The 18,544-nt window shown below is 64.5% G+C and carries 19 protein-coding genes; 15 read left to right on the top strand and 4 right to left on the bottom strand.

What is annotated here, in order from left to right; translation table 11 throughout:
- The first annotated feature begins 188 nt into the window (after window positions 1–188).
- The 11 genes from IB268_RS28980 (at window position 189) to erpA (ending at window position 9,772) form a co-directional block, all read left to right on the top strand.
- Complete coding sequence (locus IB268_RS28980; protein ID WP_054458374.1) at window positions 189–1,286, top strand: TRAP transporter substrate-binding protein; 1,098 nt, start codon at window positions 189–191, stop codon at window positions 1,284–1,286.
- Between the two features lie 256 nt (window positions 1,287–1,542).
- Window positions 1,543–2,697: an ABC transporter substrate-binding protein gene (locus IB268_RS28975; protein ID WP_054458376.1), complete on the top strand. Its 1,155-nt coding sequence runs from the start codon at window positions 1,543–1,545 to the stop codon at window positions 2,695–2,697.
- A 169-nt stretch (window positions 2,698–2,866) separates the two neighbouring features.
- Window positions 2,867–3,748: a branched-chain amino acid ABC transporter permease gene (locus tag IB268_RS28970; protein WP_054458379.1), complete on the top strand. Its 882-nt coding sequence runs from the start codon at window positions 2,867–2,869 to the stop codon at window positions 3,746–3,748.
- 3 nt (window positions 3,749–3,751) lie between these two features.
- The gene (locus IB268_RS28965) at window positions 3,752–4,627 is read left to right on the top strand and encodes a branched-chain amino acid ABC transporter permease (RefSeq protein ID WP_054458380.1); all 876 of its coding nucleotides are present in this window, start codon (window positions 3,752–3,754) and stop codon (window positions 4,625–4,627) included.
- Window positions 4,620–5,408 (top strand): ABC transporter ATP-binding protein, encoded by a 789-nt coding sequence (locus IB268_RS28960; RefSeq protein ID WP_054458382.1) that lies wholly within the window; start codon window positions 4,620–4,622, stop codon window positions 5,406–5,408. Before IB268_RS28965 ends, IB268_RS28960 begins: the two co-directional genes overlap by 8 nt.
- A complete protein-coding gene (locus IB268_RS28955) occupies window positions 5,405–6,115 on the top strand; it encodes an ABC transporter ATP-binding protein (protein ID WP_054458384.1) in 711 nt (236 codons plus the stop codon). Before IB268_RS28960 ends, IB268_RS28955 begins: the two co-directional genes overlap by 4 nt.
- Before the next feature lie 298 nt (window positions 6,116–6,413).
- Window positions 6,414–6,842 (top strand): 50S ribosomal protein L13, encoded by a 429-nt coding sequence (rplM, locus tag IB268_RS28950; protein WP_013391412.1) that lies wholly within the window; start codon window positions 6,414–6,416, stop codon window positions 6,840–6,842.
- A 9-nt stretch (window positions 6,843–6,851) separates the two neighbouring features.
- A complete protein-coding gene (gene rpsI, locus IB268_RS28945; RefSeq protein WP_006217310.1) occupies window positions 6,852–7,244 on the top strand; it encodes a 30S ribosomal protein S9 in 393 nt (130 codons plus the stop codon).
- Between the two features lie 214 nt (window positions 7,245–7,458).
- Entirely contained in the window at window positions 7,459–8,523 is a 1,065-nt protein-coding gene (gene argC, locus IB268_RS28940; RefSeq protein WP_054458385.1) for an N-acetyl-gamma-glutamyl-phosphate reductase, read from the top strand.
- 44 nt (window positions 8,524–8,567) lie between these two features.
- Window positions 8,568–9,314 (top strand): DUF6776 family protein, encoded by a 747-nt coding sequence (locus tag IB268_RS28935; RefSeq protein ID WP_054458387.1) that lies wholly within the window; start codon window positions 8,568–8,570, stop codon window positions 9,312–9,314.
- 86 nt (window positions 9,315–9,400) lie between these two features.
- Window positions 9,401–9,772, top strand: coding sequence for an iron-sulfur cluster insertion protein ErpA (gene erpA, locus IB268_RS28930; protein ID WP_013391415.1), 372 nt, complete (start codon window positions 9,401–9,403; stop codon window positions 9,770–9,772).
- Window positions 9,773–9,839: 67 nt separating this feature from the next.
- On the opposite strand, the gene IB268_RS28925 is transcribed toward erpA, so the two are convergent.
- Both IB268_RS28925 and IB268_RS28920 read right to left on the bottom strand, forming a co-directional pair.
- Entirely contained in the window at window positions 9,840–10,961 is a 1,122-nt protein-coding gene (locus IB268_RS28925; protein ID WP_255423470.1) for an anhydro-N-acetylmuramic acid kinase, read from the bottom strand.
- 76 nt (window positions 10,962–11,037) lie between these two features.
- Window positions 11,038–12,447 (bottom strand): M23 family metallopeptidase, encoded by a 1,410-nt coding sequence (locus IB268_RS28920; protein ID WP_054458392.1) that lies wholly within the window; start codon window positions 12,445–12,447, stop codon window positions 11,038–11,040.
- 255 nt (window positions 12,448–12,702) lie between these two features.
- On the opposite strand from IB268_RS28920, the gene tyrS reads away from it, so the two are divergent.
- Both tyrS and IB268_RS28910 read left to right on the top strand, forming a co-directional pair.
- The gene (gene tyrS / locus IB268_RS28915; RefSeq protein WP_054458395.1) at window positions 12,703–13,932 is read left to right on the top strand and encodes a tyrosine--tRNA ligase; all 1,230 of its coding nucleotides are present in this window, start codon (window positions 12,703–12,705) and stop codon (window positions 13,930–13,932) included.
- A gap of 72 nt (window positions 13,933–14,004) precedes the next feature.
- A complete protein-coding gene (locus tag IB268_RS28910) occupies window positions 14,005–14,658 on the top strand; it encodes a YbhB/YbcL family Raf kinase inhibitor-like protein (protein WP_054458397.1) in 654 nt (217 codons plus the stop codon).
- A gap of 63 nt (window positions 14,659–14,721) precedes the next feature.
- On the opposite strand, the gene IB268_RS28905 is transcribed toward IB268_RS28910, so the two are convergent.
- Window positions 14,722–15,357 (bottom strand): LysE family translocator, encoded by a 636-nt coding sequence (locus tag IB268_RS28905; RefSeq protein WP_054458399.1) that lies wholly within the window; start codon window positions 15,355–15,357, stop codon window positions 14,722–14,724.
- A 205-nt stretch (window positions 15,358–15,562) separates the two neighbouring features.
- Between IB268_RS28905 and glyA the strand changes: the two genes are divergently transcribed.
- Together glyA and nrdR are read left to right on the top strand one after the other, a co-directional pair.
- A complete protein-coding gene (gene glyA, locus IB268_RS28900; RefSeq protein WP_054458401.1) occupies window positions 15,563–16,813 on the top strand; it encodes a serine hydroxymethyltransferase in 1,251 nt (416 codons plus the stop codon).
- Between the two features lie 204 nt (window positions 16,814–17,017).
- Entirely contained in the window at window positions 17,018–17,497 is a 480-nt protein-coding gene (gene nrdR / locus IB268_RS28895) for a transcriptional regulator NrdR (RefSeq protein WP_013391422.1), read from the top strand.
- A 73-nt stretch (window positions 17,498–17,570) separates the two neighbouring features.
- On the opposite strand, the gene IB268_RS28890 is transcribed toward nrdR, so the two are convergent.
- Complete coding sequence (locus IB268_RS28890; protein ID WP_119450702.1) at window positions 17,571–18,536, bottom strand: GlxA family transcriptional regulator; 966 nt, start codon at window positions 18,534–18,536, stop codon at window positions 17,571–17,573.
- Window positions 18,537–18,544 lie beyond the last annotated feature (8 nt).

The raw sequence follows: 18,544 nt of genomic DNA, 5'->3' as shown, positions 1-18,544 counted from the left end.
CGCGGACTTGCACGGCCCCCGGTCCTTGCACTGCTTTGCAGCCCCTGCGCGCTGCCCATTCGCGGACCCGCGTCACCCTCTATTTGCAAACCTTTACCCGCTGTCCTGTTAATGTCGGCCCATATCGGCGTGTAATATCCAGCGGGTATTGCGTGATGTCCCAGGTGTTGCGGTAAAGGAGCAAAGAGATGCAACGACGTTCGTTCTTGAAGCACGCCGGTCTCGGCGCTGTCGCCACCGGAGCCGCCGTCAGCGCGCCCGCGTTCGCGCAGGACATGCCCTCATTGAGCTGGCGCCTGTCTTCCGGCTTCCCCAGCGCCCTGGATCTGCGCATCGGCGCCGGCGAAAGCTTCTGCAAGTTCGTCTCCGAAGCCACGGGCGGAAAGTTCAACATCCGCCATTTCCCCGAGGGCGAGATCGTGCCCGCCGCGGACCTGATGGAAGCGGTCTCCACCAAGAAGGTGGAATGCGGCCATGCCTCGTCCCGCGCCTACTACGCCAAGAACCCCGTCTTCTGCTTCGACGCTGGCGTGCCCTTCGGCCTGAACGCCAGGCAGATGAACGCCTGGATGAGCGAAGGCGGCGGCCTGAGGCTGACCCGCGAACTCTTCAAGCCTGAAAAAATCATCAACTTTCCGCTGGGCAACACCGGCGCCCAGATGGGCGGCTGGTACACCAAGGAAATCAAGCGCGCCGGCGACCTGAAAGACCTGAAAATGCGCGTCGGCGGCCTGGCCGGCGACGTGCTGGCCAAGCTGGGCGTGGCGCCGCAGCAGGCCGATCCCGCCAAGCTGGCCGAAGCCTTCGAGAAAGACGGCCTGCAGGCGGTGGCGGGCGCGGGTCCCTACGATGACGACAAGCTCGGTCTTAATAAGGTTGCTAAGTATTACTACGCACCCGGCTGGTGGGCGCCCGGCGAGCAGCTGTCGCTGTATATCAACGACGAGGCCTGGAACGCGCTGCCCAAGAACTACCAGGCCGTGGTGGATGCCGCCGCACAGGCCGCGCATGCCGCCGCCATCGCCCGCTACGATGCCCGCAACGCGGCCGCTTTGGCCCAATTGACGGCAAACGGCGCGCAAATCCGTACATTCCCGCGGTCCATCATGGACCTGGCGTTCGAGGCCACGCAGCAACTCTACAAGGACTTGGGCGCCAAAGACCCCAGATTCAAGGCGATGCATGATAGTTACATGGGTTTTCGCGACAGCGAAATGCCATGGTTCCGCCTGACCGAAAGCGCCTACGACCAATACCTGGGCGTAGCGTTATCGGCCAGAACGTAGGACACTTACGCCTGCCGAATAACATTCGGCCAGCGTTAGGGTTTTTGCTAGTAACCACACGTTTTTTACAAAAAAATGGGCGGTTTGTAGGCTTTTGTTGAATGGCGTTCGAGTAGCCGCCTGATACAAAGGAGTAATATCCCGGGTCTTGACGCGCAAACATGGCGCCTTTAGGCGGCATCCGACGTCAATCCGGCAGGATTACATCAGCCCGGATTACCAATATTCCGAGACAGACTTTAAGGTGGTAACAACCATGCAATCCAAGACCAAGAAGCTGCTGGCCGCGCTGATCGCTGCCGGTATCGTCCCGGCTGCCCATGCGGCCGACATCAAGATCGGCGTGGCCGAAGCTCTGTCGGGCGGCGCCGCCCAGTACGGCGTGTCGATCCGCAACGGTTTCCAGCTGGCCGCTGATGAAATCAACGCCGCCGGCGGCATCAACGGCAACAAGATCGTGCTCGTGGTCGAGGACGAACAAGGCAAGAAAGAAGAAGCGATCAACGTCTTCAAGAAGCTGATCTTCAAGGACAACGTCCTGATGGTCTTCGGCCCGACGCTGTCCAACTCGGCCCAGGCCGCCGACCCGATCGCCCAGGCCGCCAAGACGGTCGCCTTCGGCACCTCCAATACTGCTGACGGCATCACCTCCATCGGCAACTACGTGTTCCGCAACTCGGTCACCGAAGCCGACGTGCTGCCGGCCACCATCGCCACCGTCAAGGCCAAGACCGGCCTGAAGAACGTGGCGGTGCTCTACGGCAACGACGACGTTTTCACCAAGAGCGGCTACGACAACTTCAAGAAGGCCCTGGAAGACCAGAAGATCCCGGTCACGACGACCGAAACGTTCGCCAAGGGCGACGTGGACTTCAAGGCCCAGCTGACCAAGATCAAGGGCACCAACCCCGACGCCATCGTGCTGTCCGCACTGCTGGCCGAAGGCGCCCCGATCATGGTGCAGGCCCGCCAACTGGGCCTGAACGTTCCCGTCATCGGCGGCAACGGCATGAACTCGGTCAAGATTTTCGACCTGGCCCCTGGCGGCGCGTCGAACAATCTGTGGATCGGCAGCCCCTGGTCGATCGAGAACAAGGCTCCCGAGAACGTCAAGTTCATCGACGCCTACAAGGCCAAGTTCAATGGCGCGCCGGACCAGTTCGCGGCCCAGTCGTATGACGCCATGTACATCGCCGCCCAGGCGCTGAAGAACGTCAAGATCTCGGGCGACCTGCCCAAGGATCGCGCAGCCCTGCGCGACGCGCTGCCCGCGGTCACCTGGACCGGCGCCACTGGCCCGTTCAAGTTCCGTCAGGCCAACGACCGCGCCGGCAAGCCCGCCGGCTACGATGCCGACCAGGCTCCCATCGTCAGCGTGACGAAGGACGGCAAGTACGTCATCGAAAAGTAAGCGCTGCGCATCCCCGCGCGGGGGGATGCGCCTTGCGGGCGGCGCGGCCGCTCGCAAGGCGCTTTTTATCGCAGGGCCGTCACCCTAAAAGAAATGCCTCCCCGCCGGGAGGCTCAAGGCCATGCAGTGGGCGCTGCATGGGGCCCTCACAGCTTTGGAAAGTCCCATCATGTTCGAACAACAATTCGTCAATGCCTTGTCGCTGGGCTGTGTGTATGCACTGTTCGCGCTGGGCTTCACGCTGATCTTCGGCGTGCTCGGGGTGATCAACCTGGCGCATGGCGCCGTCTTCATGGTTGGCGCCTACGCGGCACTGTTCGTCGTGCAGCAATTCAGCCTGCCCCTTTGGGCGGGACTGATGGCAGCGTTCTTCGTCGCCGGCTTCACCGGAGTCATCATCGACTACCTGGTGCTAAAGCCGCTGCGCAAGCGCAACGCGCCCCACCTGATCCCCATGATCGCCACCATCGGCGTGGGCATCATCCTGAACAACACCGCCCAGGGCATCTTCGGCGCAAGCAACCTGCGTTTCCCGCACGGCACCGTGCCCGAGGAAGTGATCGAGGTCGCCGGCCTGCACCTGACCGTCATTGAACTGGGCATCATCTTCCTGTCCTTCGCGCTGATGGCCGTGCTGATGTACGTCATGCGCCGCACGCAATTCGGCCGCGCCCTGCGCGCCATCGCCGAATCGCCCAAGGCCGCGTGGCTGCTGGGCATCAACGTCGAAAAACTGTTCGTCACCACCTCGTTCGCCGCGGCTGCCCTGGGCGGCGTGGCCGGCGTGCTGATCGGCCTGTACTCCAACGCGCTGTTCCCCCTGATGGGCCAGCCGATGCTGCACAAGGGCATCGCGGTCATCATCCTGGGCGGCATGGGCGACATCCGCGGCGCCATGCTGGGCGGCCTGTTCCTGGGCTTTGCCGAGGTGCTGTCGGTGGCCTACATCGGCTCCACCATGCGCGATGCGGTGGCTTTCGGCCTGCTGTTCCTGATCCTGCTGGTGCGCCCGCAAGGTCTGTTCGGCAAAGTGGTTCAACGCAAGGCTTAAAGAATGAGCGGATTCGAAAACTTCTGGGCCATTTACGGCAACCTGGTGCTCACGCTGGGCACCAACGCCTTGCTGGCCCTCTCCATCTGGCTGACCCTGGCTTGCGGCATGCTGGCCATGGCCAACGCAGCCTTCATGGGCATCGGGGCGTACACCGCCGCGCTGCTCACCATGAACTACGACGCGCCGTTCTCGGTCGCGCTGGCCGGCGGCATGGCCGCGCCCGCGCTGGTGGCGGCGCTGATCGGCTTGCCGACCTTGCGGCTGTCCGGGGTATATCTCGCCATGGCCACGCTGGGCTTTGGCGAAGTGGTTCGCGTGACCATCCTCAACACCGAGTCCATCACCGGCGGCGCGCTGGGCCTTAACGGCATCCCGCAGCTGACACAGTGGTGGCATGTGGTGCTGTCGGTCGTCATCGTGCTGTTCGTGCTGTGGCGCGTGCGCGCCTCCAAGATCGGACGCTCGTTCGACGCCATCCGCGGCGACGAAACCGCGGCCGGCCTGATGGGCATCGACGTGCGCGCCAACAAGATGCTGGCCTTCGTGGCCGGCGCGATGATCGCGGGTCTGGCCGGCGCCCTGAACGCGCACCTGACCTTCTTCATCGGCCCCAACGAGTACGGTTTCGACCGTGGCGTGGAAATCCTGACCATGGCGATCCTGGGCGGCATCGGCGGCCTGGCCGGTCCCGTGCTGGGCAGCTTCATCATTACCGTGCTGCCCGAAATGCTGCGCGGTTTTGCCGATCTGCGCCTGGTCGCGAACGGAGTGATTCTGGTGGTGATTGTGTTGTTCCTGCCGCAAGGCATCTGGGATCCGGCGCGCTTCAAGCGCTGGATGCGCCAAGGACGCCAGGGAGGCAAGCGCCATGCTTGAGCTTTCTTCCGTCTCCAAGAGCTTCGGCGGCCTGCATGTGCTGCATGACGTCAGCCTGTCGGTCCCCGAAGGCGCCATCTTCGGCCTGATCGGCCCCAACGGCGCCGGCAAGACCACGGTCTTCAACCTCATCACCGGCTTGTTGCCCCCCAGCGGCGGCACCATCACGTTCAACGGCCAGAGCGTGCTGGACAAGAAGCCGCACCGCATCACGCGCATGGGCATCGCCCGCACGTTCCAGAACATCCGTCTCTTCAAGGAGATGACGCTGCTGGAGAACGTGGTGGTGGGCGCTTATCGCCACATGAACTACGGCTTTCCCAGCCTGTTGCTGGGCCTGCCGGGCTACCGCGAGCACGAAAAGCGCGCCCGCGAGCGCGCGCATGAACTGCTCACCTGGATGCGCCTGGACCACAAGGCCAACGATCTGGCGGACAACCTGTCCTACGGCGAACAGCGCCGCCTGGAGCTGGCGCGCGCGCTGGCCACCGAGCCCAAGCTGCTGCTGCTGGACGAGCCCGTTGCCGGCATGAACACCGGCGAGCGCGCCGAACTCATGCGCGAGATCCTGGCGATCCGCGACCGCGGCTACACCATCCTCATGATCGAGCACGACATGCGCTTCGTCATGGGCTTGTGCGAGCGCATCGCGGTGCTGAACTTCGGCAAGATCATCGCTTGCGGCGGACCCGACGAGATCCGCAACAACGAACAGGTCATCGAAGCCTATCTGGGCCGCGAAGACGACGAAGACACCGAACAAGCGGAGGCCGCCAAATGAGCGCCATGCTGGAAGTCCGCGGACTCGAGGTCAATTACGGCCACATCGAAGCCGTCCGCGGCATCGACCTGGACCTGAACGCCAAGGAAATCACCGCCCTGGTCGGCGCCAACGGCGCCGGCAAGTCGACCACGCTGCTGGCGCTGTCGGGCCTGCTGCCCAAGGCGCGCGGCAAGATCACTTTCGAAGGCGAGGACATCACCAACCTGCCACCGCACCAGTTGGTGGCGCGCGGTATCGTCCAGGTGCCGGAAGGGCGGGCCATCCTCACCACCATGACCGTGCTCGAAAACCTGGAGCTGGGCGCCTACCGCCGCGGCCTGAAGAACGTCGACTCGGACCTGGAATACGTGTTCAACCTGTTCCCGCGCCTGAAGGAGCGGATCACCGGCATCGCCGGCAACCTGTCGGGCGGCGAACAGCAGATGCTGGCCATCGGCCGGGCCCTGATGGCCAAGCCGCGCCTGCTGCTGCTGGACGAACCCTCGATGGGCCTGGCGCCCATCGTGGTGCAGGAAATCTTCCGCTCCCTGCGCGCGATCAACGCCGACGGCCTGACCCTGTTCCTGGTCGAGCAGAACGTGCGCCAGGCGCTGAAGATCGCCCAGCACGGCTACGTGCTGGAGAACGGCGCCATGGCGCTGACCGGCACCGGCCGCGAACTGCTGGGCCATCCGCGCGTGCTGGAAGCCTACCTGGGCGCCTGAACCGGCGCTCCAGGGCGTGCGTCCCTGATTGTTTGGATGTGCCGGCGGCGCCTCAGGGCGCCGTCGGCGTATTTCCAACGCGGATTAAGTTGCCCACTTTTTGAGCAGCTGTGTTAGAATCGCAGGCTTTCCCTCATTTTGGCTAATGCACGGGCGGGTAATAACGCTTAGGCAAGACGCTGATATCGACTGAATATTTGGAAAACCCGATGGGTTCTTTCTTGGATTTCGGTCTAGTTCGGGGAAAAAAACTGGCTGGATGGTCCAGCCAGGAAAATTTTTATTCTTAGGAACCATCATGAAGACCTTTGTGGCCAAGCCGCATGAAGTCCAACGTGACTGGTTTGTGATCGACGCCAAGGGCAAAGTCCTCGGTCGTGTGGCCAGCGAAGTCGCACGTCGTCTGCGTGGCAAGCACAAACCTGAATTCACGCCGCACGTTGATACCGGTGACTACATCGTCATCGTCAACGCTGCCGATATCGTTGTTACGGGCGCCAAGGCGAAGGACAAGAAGTACTTCCGCCACACGACGTACCCGGGCGGTATCCGTGAAACGAACTTCGAGAAGATGCAAGAGCGTTTTCCCGGCCGCGCCATCCAGAAGGCTGTCAAGGGCATGCTGCCCAAGGGTCCTCTGGGCTACGCCATGATCAAGAAACTGAAGGTGTACGCCGGTGCCGAGCACCCGCACACCGCCCAGCAGCCCAAGACGCTGGATATCTAAGGAAACGCCATGATCGGTAACTGGAATTACGGAACCGGCCGTCGCAAAACCTCGGTGGCTCGCGTTTTCATCAAGAAGGGCACGGGTAAGATCGTTGTCAACGGCAAGCCCGTCGACGACTTTTTCGCCCGCGAAACCGGCCGCATGATCGTGCGCCAGCCGCTGGAACTGACCGGCCACCTGGAATCGTTCGACATCAAGGTCAACGTGCACGGCGGCGGTGAAACCGGCCAGGCCGGCGCAGTCCGTCACGGCATCACGCGTGCCCTGATCGACTACGACGCGACCCTGAAGCCCGCACTGTCGCAAGCTGGCTTTGTCACCCGCGATGCCCGCGAAGTCGAACGCAAGAAGGTCGGCTTCCGCAAGGCACGTCGGCGCAAGCAGTTCAGCAAGCGTTAATACGCTGCTGCAAGAAAAGCCCGCTTCGGCGGGCTTTTTTTCGCACTGTTTGTTCCAGCGCCGGATGCGGTCCGGCCGTTGTACGTCCCGCGCGGAACTCCGCGCATTCCCTCCGGTCGGAAAGAAGGACTGCGGTGCCATTTCGGGCTCTTAGCCGCAACACCCGCTTTCCCGAGCGATACAATCGATCCTCGTTCTACGAAGAGCACACATCATGGCCCAAGCATCGAACACCCGCATCAAGGTTGGTATCGTCGGCGGCACCGGTTACACCGGCGTCGAGCTGCTGCGCTTGCTGTCGCAGCATCCCAATGTGGAATTGACCGCCATCACGTCCCGCAAGGAAGACGGGCTGCCGGTGGCTGACATGTATCCGAACCTGCGCGGCCGCGTGAATATCGCTTTCTCCGCGCCGGAAAAGGCCACGCTGACGGATTGCGACGTCGTGTTCTTCGCGACGCCCCACGGCGTTGCCATGGCCCAGGCCCAGGAACTCATCAATGCCGGCACCAAGGTCATCGACCTGGCCGCGGACTTCCGCCTGCAGGACATCCCCACGTTCGAACGCTGGTACAAGATTCCCCATACCTGCCCGGACATCCTGGCCGAGTCCCAGTATGGCCTGGTGGAGCTGAACCGCGAGGCCATCTCCAAGGCCCGCGTCATCGGCAACCCCGGCTGCTATCCCACCACCGTGCTGCTGGGCCTGGCCCCGCTGCTCGAAGGCGGCAAGAAGCTGATCGATGCGCAAACCCTGATCGCCGACTGCAAGTCGGGCGTCTCGGGCGCTGGCCGCAAGGCGGAAGTGGGCTCGCTCTTCTCCGAAGCCTCCGACAACTTCAAGGCCTACGGCGTGGCTGGCCACCGCCATCACCCGGAAATCGTCGCACAGCTGGAAAAGATCGCTGGCGGCAAGGTCGGCCTGACCTTCGTGCCGCATCTGGTGCCGATGATCCGCGGCATGTTCTCCACCATCTACGCGCGCATCCTGCCCGAGGCCCGCGATACCGACTTCCAGGCCCTGTTTGAACAGCGCTACGCCGACGAACCCTTCGTCGACGTGATGCCCGCCGGCAGCCTGCCGGAAACCCGTTCGGTGCGCGCCTCCAACAACCTGCGCATCGCGCTCAGCCGCCCCGGCAATGGCGACCAACTGATCGTGCTGGTGATCCAGGACAACCTGGTCAAGGGCGCCGCTGGCCAGGCCGTGCAGAACATGAACCTGATGTTCGGCATCCCTGAATCGACCGGCCTGGACCAGGTCGCGATCCTGCCTTGATGTACGCAGGCTTGCGGCCGTAAGGCCGCAAGCCGCCGCTCTTTATGCCCGCCGATTCCTCTACCACGCCCCAGCCTCGCTCCGCCGGCGGATTGGCGCGCGTATTCGTAGGCCTGCTGATCGGCGTGCTGCTGGGCGGTTCCGCCAGTTTTTTCTACGCTCGCAAGCTCTACCGGCCGCAGGATGCCGTGGTGATCAGCGCCCGGCAGGCCGAGGTCCAGGAAGAGGCCATGCGTCAGCAGTCGACCCAGCTGCGTTACACGCAGGGCCAACTGGACACCGCCGACGGCGAACTGGTCATCGAACGCGCCGCGCGCCAGGAACTGGAAACGCAGCTACGCACGGTCCAGGCCGAGGTCGGCCGGGTCCGCGATCAACTGGCGTTCTATGAGCAGCTGTTGCCGCCGGGCCCCGAGGGTTCGGTGGACATCCGCGGCGTCGAGATCGACCGCAGCGGCGGCGGCCTGCGCTACAAGGTCCTGCTGATGCGCAGCGGCCGCAATGGCGGGTCTCCGTTTTCGGGCGCTTTGCGTTTCCAGGCCACCGGCATCCTGAAGGGCGAGACCGTGAAGGTGGATCTGGCGCCCATGCAGGTCAAGGCCGAATCCGGCTCCGTCGCCATTCCTGGAGACAGCACGCCGACCTCGCCGCTGGCCCTGCAGTTCGACCAGTATCAGCGCAGCCAGGGCATCCTGGCGCTGCCCGACGGATTTGTCCCCGAAAGCGTGACCGTCAGCGTCCTGGAGGGCGACACGGTCCGGGCGTCAAGAAGCGTCAAGCTCGAACTTTGAGTCTGCGCAAGCCCTGCGCTATAGTGACACTATGCGAGCGCCGTTGCCGCTCACCGAAATATGGCCGAACCGGCCAGGAGTGAACCATGAATGCAGTGACCGAAACCGTCGACCTGCAGGCCGCCCCGCCTGCTCCCCTGGTGTTTACCGACTCGGCCGCGGCCAAAGTGAAGGATCTGTTGGCCGAAGAAGGCAATCCTGAGCTGAAGCTGCGCGTTTTCGTGCAGGGCGGAGGCTGTTCGGGTTTCCAGTACGGCTTCACCTTCGACGAAGTCGTGAACGATGACGACACCGTGCTGGACAAGGCTGGCGTGCAACTGTTGGTGGATCCGATGAGCTTCCAGTACCTGGTCGGCGCAGAGATCGACTACAAGGAAGACCTGGAAGGCGCGCAGTTCGTCATCCGCAATCCCAACGCCAGCACCACCTGCGGCTGCGGTTCCTCGTTCTCGGTGTAATCACCCAGGCAGGAAAAGCAAAAGCCCTTCGGCGCGCCGAAGGGCTTTTTGCATGGGCGTGCGGTTTTCAGGCGGGATAGAGCGCGCCCAGGATGCGCGGGCCACGCGCGCCGGTGACGGCGGGCAGGCCCGCCGGCCTGCGCTGCACGAAGGCCTGCGCCAGCCAGGCGAACGCCAGGGCCTCGACTTCCTGCGCCGGCACGCCCAGCGCATCGGTGGCGTGCACGGGCCGCTGCAGGCAGTAGGCCAGCTCACGCATCAGGCCCGGATTGCGCGCGCCGCCGCCACAGACGAAGACTTCCTGCGTGCCCGCCGCGGCCGCATCGACGGCATTGGCGACCGTGCGCGCGGTCAGGCGTTGCAGCGTGGCCTGCACGTCTTGCGGCGCAGGCTTGGGGCCGTCGAACGCGGCCAGGCGGTCGTCCAGCCATTGCATGTTGAACAGGTCGCGCCCGGTGGACTTGGGCGGGGGCAGGGCGAACCAGGGTTCGCTGGCCAGCATTTGTTCCAGCAGCGGCGCCAGCACCTGGCCGGTCGCGGCCCAGCGGCCATCCGCGTCATAAGGCCGGCCCAGGTGACGCTGGCACCAGCCATCCAGCAGGACGTTGGCGGGTCCCGTGTCGAAGCCGCGGGGCGCATGCCCCGGCTCCAGCAGCGTCACGTTGGCGATGCCGCCCAGGTTGAGGACGGCGCGGCCTTGCGGCGCGCCGAAGATGGCAGCGTGGAAGGGCGGCACCAGCGGCGCACCCTGGCCGCCCGCGGCCACGTCGCGGCTGCGGAAATCCGCCACCACGTCGATGCCGGCCAGTTCCGCCAGCACGGCGGGGGCATTGAGTTGCACGGTGTAGCCCAGGTCGGGCCGGTGCCGGACCGTCTGGCCGTGGGCGCCGATGGCGGTCACGTCGCCGGCCGCGACGCCGGCCTGCTGCAACAGGGCCGCCACGGCCTGGGCATACAGGCGGGCGAGGGCGTTGGCGGCCAGCGCGGCGCGGGCCAGCTCGTCGTCGCCGGATTGATTCAGGGCCAGCAGTTCGCGCCGCAGGTCCGCAGGCATGGGCAGGCTGGCGCTGGCGAGCACGGCTGGCGCCGCGCCGTCGTCCAGGCGCACCAGCACGCCGTCCACGCCGTCCACGCTGGTGCCTGACATCAGTCCGATATAGAGCTGAGCGTTAGTTGTGGAAGGATTCACGAGAGCCTCGAAAAAGAAAAAGCGGCCGCGCAACTGAGAGTGCGGGGCCGCCTTTGACGGGGACGTTAGGCCGGCTTTAGCGGCTGGCCACGTTGGTCAGCGCGTCGGGCAGGGTCTGCTGGAACTCGGTCAGCAGCTGGATCTGCGCCTTGTACGGAGCCACGGCCTGGTTGAAGGCGCGGACTTCGGCGGGTTCCAGGCTGCGGGCGACCGGCAGGTCCACCGACAGGGGATCGATCGGCTGGTTGTCCACGCGGAATTCATAGTGCAGGTGCGGGCCGGTGGCCCAGCCGGTAGCGCCGACATAGCCCAGCAACTGGCCTTGCGAGATCTTCGAACCCTTGGTGATGCCTTCGGCAATGCGGCTCTGGTGGGCGTACAGCGTCGAATACTTGCCGTGGTGCTTGACGATGACGACGTTGCCGTAGCCGTTCTGCCAGCCGGAGAATTCCACCGTGCCGTCAGCGGTGGAGTGGATCGGCGTGCCGGAAGGCGCCGCGTAGTCCACGCCCTTGTGTCCCGTCCAGGTCTTGTGGATGGGGTGCATGCGCATGCCGAAGGTGGAGCTGATGCGGCTGAATTTCAGGGCGGTGCGCAGGAACGCGCCCCGCAGGCTGGTGCCGTCGAAGTCGTAGTACGAACCGCTCTTTTCGTCGGGGCTGAACCAGACGGCGTTGTAGGTCTTGTCGCCGTTGATGAATTCCAGCGCCAGCACTCGGCCGGCGCCGGCGTAGCGGCCGTCGTGCGAACGCACTTCGTAGACCACGCGGAATTTGTCGCCCTGGCGCAGGTCGCGCAAGAAGTCGATCTTGGCGCTGAGGATGTCGGCCATCTGCATGGTGACCGAGTCCGGGATGCCGGCGGCGTCGGTGGCGCCGAACAGCGACGAACGGATCGTGCCCACGGCGACGCGGGTCTGGCGTTCGGTGCTTTCGGTGATTTCCTCGGCCTTGTAGCTGTCGCCTGCCGGCGCGACGTGCAGCATGCGCGTCACGACCTGGCCGTCCGTCTCGTTGCCGGGGGTGTGGATGTAACGCAGCCAGATCAGGTTGCCGGCTTCGTCCGTCGCGGCCTGCACCGAGCGGCCCGGGTACAGCTTGTAGATGCTGCGGGCGCTGGCTTCGTGCGTCAGGAAGGTCTGCAGGCTGGGCGCGTCGAGTTCCAGGCGTTGCAGCACCGCGGCCAGCGTGTCGCCGGCGCGGATCCGGGTTTCGCTGATATAGGGAGCGGCACTGGGAGTGCTGACTTCGACTTGCTCGGCGCTTAGCGGCAGGACGCTGCTGATGATGCGCGAAGGGGGGAGTTCAGTGCGGTCGGGTTGCTGCACCATGCCGAGGGCGGCGGCGCCAGCGAACAGACCAATTGCGGTGACGAGGAGAGTGCGGCGGAAAAGTCCCGAGCGCTGGGGCTTGGGCTCGCCGGGCGCAAACACGGCAGCAACTTTGCGTTTGATGCTACTCGCCATTTCGTGGAGGCCACGATTCATCGTGAAGATACCCTCTCAGGTGGCTTGAGCTCGCAGGGTGCGTGACACGAACGGCCCTCGCGCGCACATTTCGGGGCAAGGGCTGGCGCGGGGCGCATCTTGTGAACAACGGGGTGTAAACCGGACCACAACTGCGTATAGATGGCAATTGCGTATGATTAGGGCGGTATCCTAGCTGATTCGGCTAGAATTTTCGATAGTTTTCGTCACTTTTTACACCTTTTTATCGGCTGAAGCCGAGTTGGTCCCCCTGCCATGTCACCCTCAGAAGCCCCGATTACCCCCGAAGTCGAAGCAGACCTGCGTATAGCGAAGCGCGGTTGCGATGAGTTGCTGGTCGAGTCCGAATTCGCCCGCAAGCTGGCCAGGAGCCGCGCCACGGGCGTGCCTCTGCGCATCAAATTGGGGTTGGATCCGACCGCGCCGGACATCCACCTGGGTCACACGGTGGTGCTGAACAAGATGCGCCAGCTGCAGGACATGGGCCACAACGTCATCTTCCTGATCGGCGATTTCACCTCCACCATCGGCGATCCCAGCGGCCGCAACAACACGCGCCCGCCGCTCACGCGTGAACAGATCGAGGCCAACGCCAAGACCTATTACGCCCAGGCCAGCCTGGTGCTGGATCCGGCGCGCACCGAGATCCGCTACAACTCCGAGTGGTGCGATCCGCTGGGCGCGCGCGGCATGATCCAGCTCGCGTCGCGCTACACGGTCGCGCGCATGATGGAGCGCGAGGACTTCACCAAGCGCTTCAAGGGCGGCATCCCGATCTCGGTCCATGAATTCCTGTATCCGCTGATGCAGGGCTATGACTCGGTGGCGCTGAAGTCCGATCTGGAGCTGGGGGGCACCGATCAGAAGTTCAACCTGCTGGTCGGGCGCGAGCTGCAAAAAGAGTATGGACAGGAGCCGCAGTGCATCTTGACGATGCCGCTGCTGGTCGGGACGGATGGCGTAGAGAAGATGTCCAAGTCCAAGGGCAACTACATCGGCATTTCGGAGTCGCCCGATTCGATGTTCGGCAAGCTCATGTCGATTTCCGACACGCTGATGTGGCGCTACTTCGAGCTGCTGTCGTTCCGCTCTCTGGAAGAGATCGCGGCGCTCAAGCAGGAGATCGATGGCGGCCGCAACCCGCGCGACGCCAAGGTCATGCTGGCCCAGGAAATCATTGCGCGCTTCCATTCCGCCAAGGCTGCCGATGACGCGCTGGCCTCGTTCGAAGCCCGTTTCCGCGACGGCGCGATCCCCGACGACATCCCCGAAGTGAACATCGGCGGCGCGCCGGTGGGCATACTCAAGCTGCTGCGCGAAGCCGGCCTGGTGGCCTCCGGTTCGGAAGCGCAGCGCAACGTGGAGCAAGGCGGCGTGCGCGTCAATGGCGACCGCGTGGAAGACAAATCGTTGCAATTGCCGGCGGGGACTTACGTCGTTCAGGTGGGCAAGCGCAAATTTGCGCGTGTTAACTTGAACCCATGATTGCGAAGTTTTGATACGCTGAGGGTACAGACAGGGGCAGTGGGGCCTTTGCGGCACATCAAGGAGCACGACATGAAACTTTCGAGTTTGTCCTTTTCCGATAACGAGTCGATTCCCGAACGCTACGCCTTCGGCAGGATCGATGCGCAATCGCACGTCGCGCTGGCAGACAACTTCAACCCGCAGTTCTCCTGGGACGAAGTTCCGGCGGGCACGCAGTCGTTCGCCTTGATCTGCCATGATCCCGATGTGCCCTCCGAACCCGACGACGTCAACCAGGAAGGCCGCGAGGTGCCGGCCAGCCTGCCCCGCGTGGACTTCTTCCACTGGGTGCTGGTCGATCTGCCGGCCGACCTGCGCGACATCGAGGAAGGCGCCTTCTCCAGCGGCATCACGCCGCGCGGCAAGGGCGGCCCGCTGGCGCCGATGGATGCGCGCCAGGGCATCAACTCGTACTCGTCATGGTTCGCCAACGATCACGACATGAGCGGCGACTACTTCGGCTATGACGGCCCGTGCCCGCCCTGGAACGACGCCATCCCGCACCGCTACGTCTTCACCCTGTATGCGCTGGACGTGCCCACGCTGAACCTGCAGGGTTCGTTCACCGGCGAAGACGCGCTGCGCGCGATCCAGAAGCACGTGTTGGCGCAGGCGTCGTTGACCGGCACCTATACGCTCAATCCAAAACTGGCTCCCAAGCAGATCGGCGCCACCTCGGCCTGATTCGCCGCGCCACAGAAAGGCCGCAGTCTTGCGACTGCGGCCTTTTTTTATCGCCGAAAAGATTCAGCCCGTGGCGCGCTTGAGCCGCAGCAGCGCCAATCCAAAAGTGATGAAGATGGCGCCGACCAGGCGGTTGATCCAGGTCACGATGCGGGGTTGGCGCAGCAGGCGCCGGGCGCGGTGGGCCAAGGCGCCATAGGCCAGCAGCGACACCAGCGACATGCCCGTGAAGATGCCCGTCAGGATGAAGAACTGCGGCAGCAAGGGCTCGGCCGCGTTCAGGAACTGAGGAAACAGCGCCGTGAAGAACAGGATGGGCTTGGGGTTCAGCGTTGCAACCAGCGCGGCTTCCGAATAGAGCCGCCCAGCGCTGCGCGGCGCCAGCGCGGCGGCGTCTGCGGGCGGCGCAATGTTCGAGCGGCCCAGCAGGTGCCGCAGGCCGATGTAGAGCAGGTACGCCGCGCCGGCCAGCTTGAGCAGCATGAACAGCATGGCGGACGATTGCAGCACCACGCCCAGTCCCAGCATGGCGGCGGCCGACAGCAGGAACAGCCCGGTGACATTACCCAGGGTGGAGGGCAGCACGGCCCGCCATCCACCCGCCGCGCCGTTACGGATGGCCAGCATGGTGGCCGGGCCGGGGCTGACGACGCTGACCGCAGCTACTAACGAGTAGGTTATGAGCGTGGCGCTTTGCATGAAAGTTTCTCAAGTCGGATTGAGACGGCTTTTCCGGCCGCGGAGGATGGCGTGGTTTTCGCGCCCATGCCGGGAATTTTGCCCGGGTTCCCTGCATTTTGGGAGCATTTGATCCTGTCCGACGGGGTAAACTATCCGTCATTCTCCGGGTTTACCCACCCGGGCGCAGTTTTCTCCTCTCTTACCGCCTCAGGAACCCCCCGTCATGTTTGACCGCAACCTCACCTTGTCCAAGGCTGACCCGGACGTTTGGGCCGCCATCCAGAAGGAAGACGTCCGCCAGGAACAGCACATCGAGCTGATCGCCTCGGAGAACTACGCCAGCCCGGCCGTCATGGAAGCCCAGGGCACGCAGCTCACCAACAAGTATGCCGAAGGCTATCCGGGCAAGCGCTACTACGGCGGTTGCGAATACGTGGACGTGGTCGAGCAGCTGGCCATCGACCGCCTGAAGCAGATCTTCGGCGCCGAAGCCGCCAACGTGCAGCCCAACTCGGGTTCGCAGGCCAACCAGGGCGTGTACATGGCCGTCCTGAAGCCGGGCGACACCGTGCTGGGCATGAGCCTGGCCGAAGGCGGCCACCTGACGCACGGCGCGTCGGTCAACGCCTCGGGCAAGCTGTACAACTTCATCTCCTACGGCCTGGACGAAAACGAAGTCCTGAACTATGACCAGGTCGAGCAACTGGCCAAGGAGCACAAGCCCAAGCTGATCGTGGCTGGCGCCTCCGCCTACGCCCTGCACATCGACTTCGAGCGCATGGCCCGCATCGCCCGTGAAAACGGCGCGCTGTTCATGGTCGACATCGCCCACTACGCCGGCCTGGTCGCTGGCGGCGCCTATCCCAACCCGGTGCCGCACGCCGACTTCGTCACCTCGACCACGCACAAGTCGCTGCGCGGCCCGCGCGGCGGCGTCATCATGATGAAGGCCGAGCACGAGAAGATCATCAACTCGGCGATCTTCCCCGGCATCCAGGGCGGTCCGCTGATGCACGTCATCGCCGGCAAGGCCGTGGCCTTCAAGGAAGCGCTGGAACCCGCCTTCAAGGACTACGCGCAGCAAGTGGTCAAGAACGCCAAGGTGCTGGCCGACACGCTGGTCAAGCGCGGCCTGCGCATCGTCTCCGGCCGCACCGAAAGCCACGTCATGCTGGTGGACCTGCGTTCCAAGGGCATCACGGGCAAGGAAGCGGAGGCCGTGCTGGGCCAGGCCCACATCACGGTCAACAAGAACGCCATCCCGAACGACCCGGAAAAGCCCTTCGTGACCAGCGGCATCCGCCTGGGCACGCCGGCCATGACCACGCGCGGCTTCACCGAAGCCGAAGCCGAGCTGACCGCCAACCTGATCGCCGACGTGCTGGACAACCCGCGCGACGAAGCCAACATCGCCGCCGTGCGTGCAAAGGTCAACGAACTGACCTCGCGCCTGCCGGTCTACGGCAAGAAGTAAGCGAGCATCCCTGCGGCGGGCTGTGGCCCGGCCGCAGCGGTCTACCAGGGACGGCCCCGCAAGGCGCCGTCCCTTTGTTTTCGGGCGGCTGGCGCCGCCTGGTAAAAAATACGGGGGCGGATTAGCCCGTATTGGCGCTGGCGGCCGGACGCCTCGTTACAATATGCTCAACTATTGCCCCCTCAGTGCCTTTAGGGATCACACATGCGGTGTCCATTTTGCGGCAATGCCGAAACGCAGGTCGTAGACAGCCGGGTCTCCGAAGAAGGCGACGCCATACGCCGTCGCCGTCGCTGCCTGTCCTGTGACAAACGTTTCACCACCTATGAACGGGTGGAGCTGGCCATGCCCTCCATCGTCAAGCGCAATGGCAGCCGCAGCGACTACGACCCCGGCAAGCTGCGCGCCAGCCTGAGCCTGGCGCTGCGCAAGCGTCCCGTCAGCACGGAAGACGTGGACGCCGCGGTCGCGCGCATCGAAGAGCAGTTGCTGGCCAGCGGGCTGCGTGAAGTGCCCAGCGAACACATAGGCGAGCTCGTGATGAACGAACTGCGCAAGCTCGACAAGGTGGCATACGTGCGCTTCGCTTCGGTCTACAAGAGCTTCGAGGACATCGGCGAATTCGTCGAAGCCATCCGCGAGATGCAAGGGCCGCTGTTGCCGGGCAAGCTGCGCAAGGACTAGCAGGGCTCAGGTTCAACCGATCCGCGGCCGGCTGGCCGCATCGAAGCTCGAAAATGACGGCGCTGCGGCGCCGTCATTGCATGGTGGGAGCCGTACGCGCCAGGCTGGGCGTCAGCGGCTGGAACTTGCGCCAGACGCGGCGCATGTGCTGCGCCGAGCCGAATCCCGACTTTTCGGCCACGCGCTCCAGGTCCAGCCGGGTATCGCGCAGCAGGTCGCGCGCCAGCGCCACGCGTATCTGATACAGGTAGTCCATCGGCGTGCAGCCCGCGTGTTCGCGGAACAGCCGCGTCAGATGGCGCGCGCTGGTGTGCGCCTGGTCCGCCAGCGATTGCGCCGACCAGGGCGCCGCCGGGTCGCGGATGACCGCGTCCTGCACCCGGTGCACGCCTGGATGCAGGTGGCTGCGATGGTCCAGCCAGGGCGACAGCGTGGAATCCGTGCCGGCGCGCCGTTGGTAGACCACCATGTCGCGCGCCGTTTCGCTGGCCACGCGCGGGCCGCAATGGCGCGACACCATGTGCAGAGCCAAATCGATGCCGGCCGTGATGCCGGCGCTGCTGACCAGTTTGCCGTCTTCGACGAAGATGCGGTTGTCATGCAGCCGCGCGCTCGGGTCAATGCTGGCCAGCTGTTCCAGGCAAGTGTGGTGTGTGGTGCAGTCGCGCTGCCGCGTCAGGCCGGCGGCGGCGGCGAACAGGGCGCCTGCGCACACCGTCATCAGCGTGAAGCCGTCCACCGGATGGCGGGCCGCGAGCCAGTCGATGATGGCGCGCGAGTCGGGGTCGTCCAGGCGCGTGGGCTTGCCCACCACGCCGGAAATGATGACCAGGGCTTCGGGCGGCAGGCTGGCCGGCAAGGCTTGGATATGAGCCAGGTGCAGGCCGGGCAGGCCGCTTTCGACTTCCCGGGACGGACCGCAGAAATGCTGTTCGAAGGCCCCGGGAACCAGCTTGTTGGCGACGCGGAAGGCCTCCGCGGGGCCTGCCACGTCCAGCAGCACGACGCCCCGCGTCAGCACGAAATACACTGGAACCATGCGGCCCT

It is taken from the genome of Achromobacter sp. ACM01, from assembly GCF_014851745.1.
Classification (GTDB): domain Bacteria; phylum Pseudomonadota; class Gammaproteobacteria; order Burkholderiales; family Burkholderiaceae_B; genus Achromobacter; species Achromobacter aegrifaciens.
Note: the sequence above shows the minus strand (reverse complement) of the source record. Positions and strands in the feature narration are given on the sequence as shown.

Coding starts and splice junctions, on each gene's coding strand:
- IB268_RS28910 (WP_054458397.1), top strand. CDS start 14,005: ATGAAACTTTCGAGTTTGTCCTTTTCCGATAACGAGTCGATTCCCGAA.
- IB268_RS28890 (WP_119450702.1), bottom strand. CDS start 18,536: ATGGTTCCAGTGTATTTCGTGCTGACGCGGGGCGTCGTGCTGCTGGAC.
- IB268_RS28905 (WP_054458399.1), bottom strand. CDS start 15,357: ATGCAAAGCGCCACGCTCATAACCTACTCGTTAGTAGCTGCGGTCAGC.
- IB268_RS28980 (WP_054458374.1), top strand. CDS start 189: ATGCAACGACGTTCGTTCTTGAAGCACGCCGGTCTCGGCGCTGTCGCC.
- argC (WP_054458385.1), top strand. CDS start 7,459: ATGGCCCAAGCATCGAACACCCGCATCAAGGTTGGTATCGTCGGCGGC.
- IB268_RS28965 (WP_054458380.1), top strand. CDS start 3,752: ATGAGCGGATTCGAAAACTTCTGGGCCATTTACGGCAACCTGGTGCTC.
- IB268_RS28970 (WP_054458379.1), top strand. CDS start 2,867: ATGTTCGAACAACAATTCGTCAATGCCTTGTCGCTGGGCTGTGTGTAT.
- IB268_RS28960 (WP_054458382.1), top strand. CDS start 4,620: ATGCTTGAGCTTTCTTCCGTCTCCAAGAGCTTCGGCGGCCTGCATGTG.
- rpsI (WP_006217310.1), top strand. CDS start 6,852: ATGATCGGTAACTGGAATTACGGAACCGGCCGTCGCAAAACCTCGGTG.
- nrdR (WP_013391422.1), top strand. CDS start 17,018: ATGCGGTGTCCATTTTGCGGCAATGCCGAAACGCAGGTCGTAGACAGC.
- tyrS (WP_054458395.1), top strand. CDS start 12,703: ATGTCACCCTCAGAAGCCCCGATTACCCCCGAAGTCGAAGCAGACCTG.
- IB268_RS28920 (WP_054458392.1), bottom strand. CDS start 12,447: ATGAATCGTGGCCTCCACGAAATGGCGAGTAGCATCAAACGCAAAGTT.
- erpA (WP_013391415.1), top strand. CDS start 9,401: ATGAATGCAGTGACCGAAACCGTCGACCTGCAGGCCGCCCCGCCTGCT.
- IB268_RS28975 (WP_054458376.1), top strand. CDS start 1,543: ATGCAATCCAAGACCAAGAAGCTGCTGGCCGCGCTGATCGCTGCCGGT.
- IB268_RS28955 (WP_054458384.1), top strand. CDS start 5,405: ATGAGCGCCATGCTGGAAGTCCGCGGACTCGAGGTCAATTACGGCCAC.
- rplM (WP_013391412.1), top strand. CDS start 6,414: ATGAAGACCTTTGTGGCCAAGCCGCATGAAGTCCAACGTGACTGGTTT.
- IB268_RS28935 (WP_054458387.1), top strand. CDS start 8,568: ATGCCCGCCGATTCCTCTACCACGCCCCAGCCTCGCTCCGCCGGCGGA.
- glyA (WP_054458401.1), top strand. CDS start 15,563: ATGTTTGACCGCAACCTCACCTTGTCCAAGGCTGACCCGGACGTTTGG.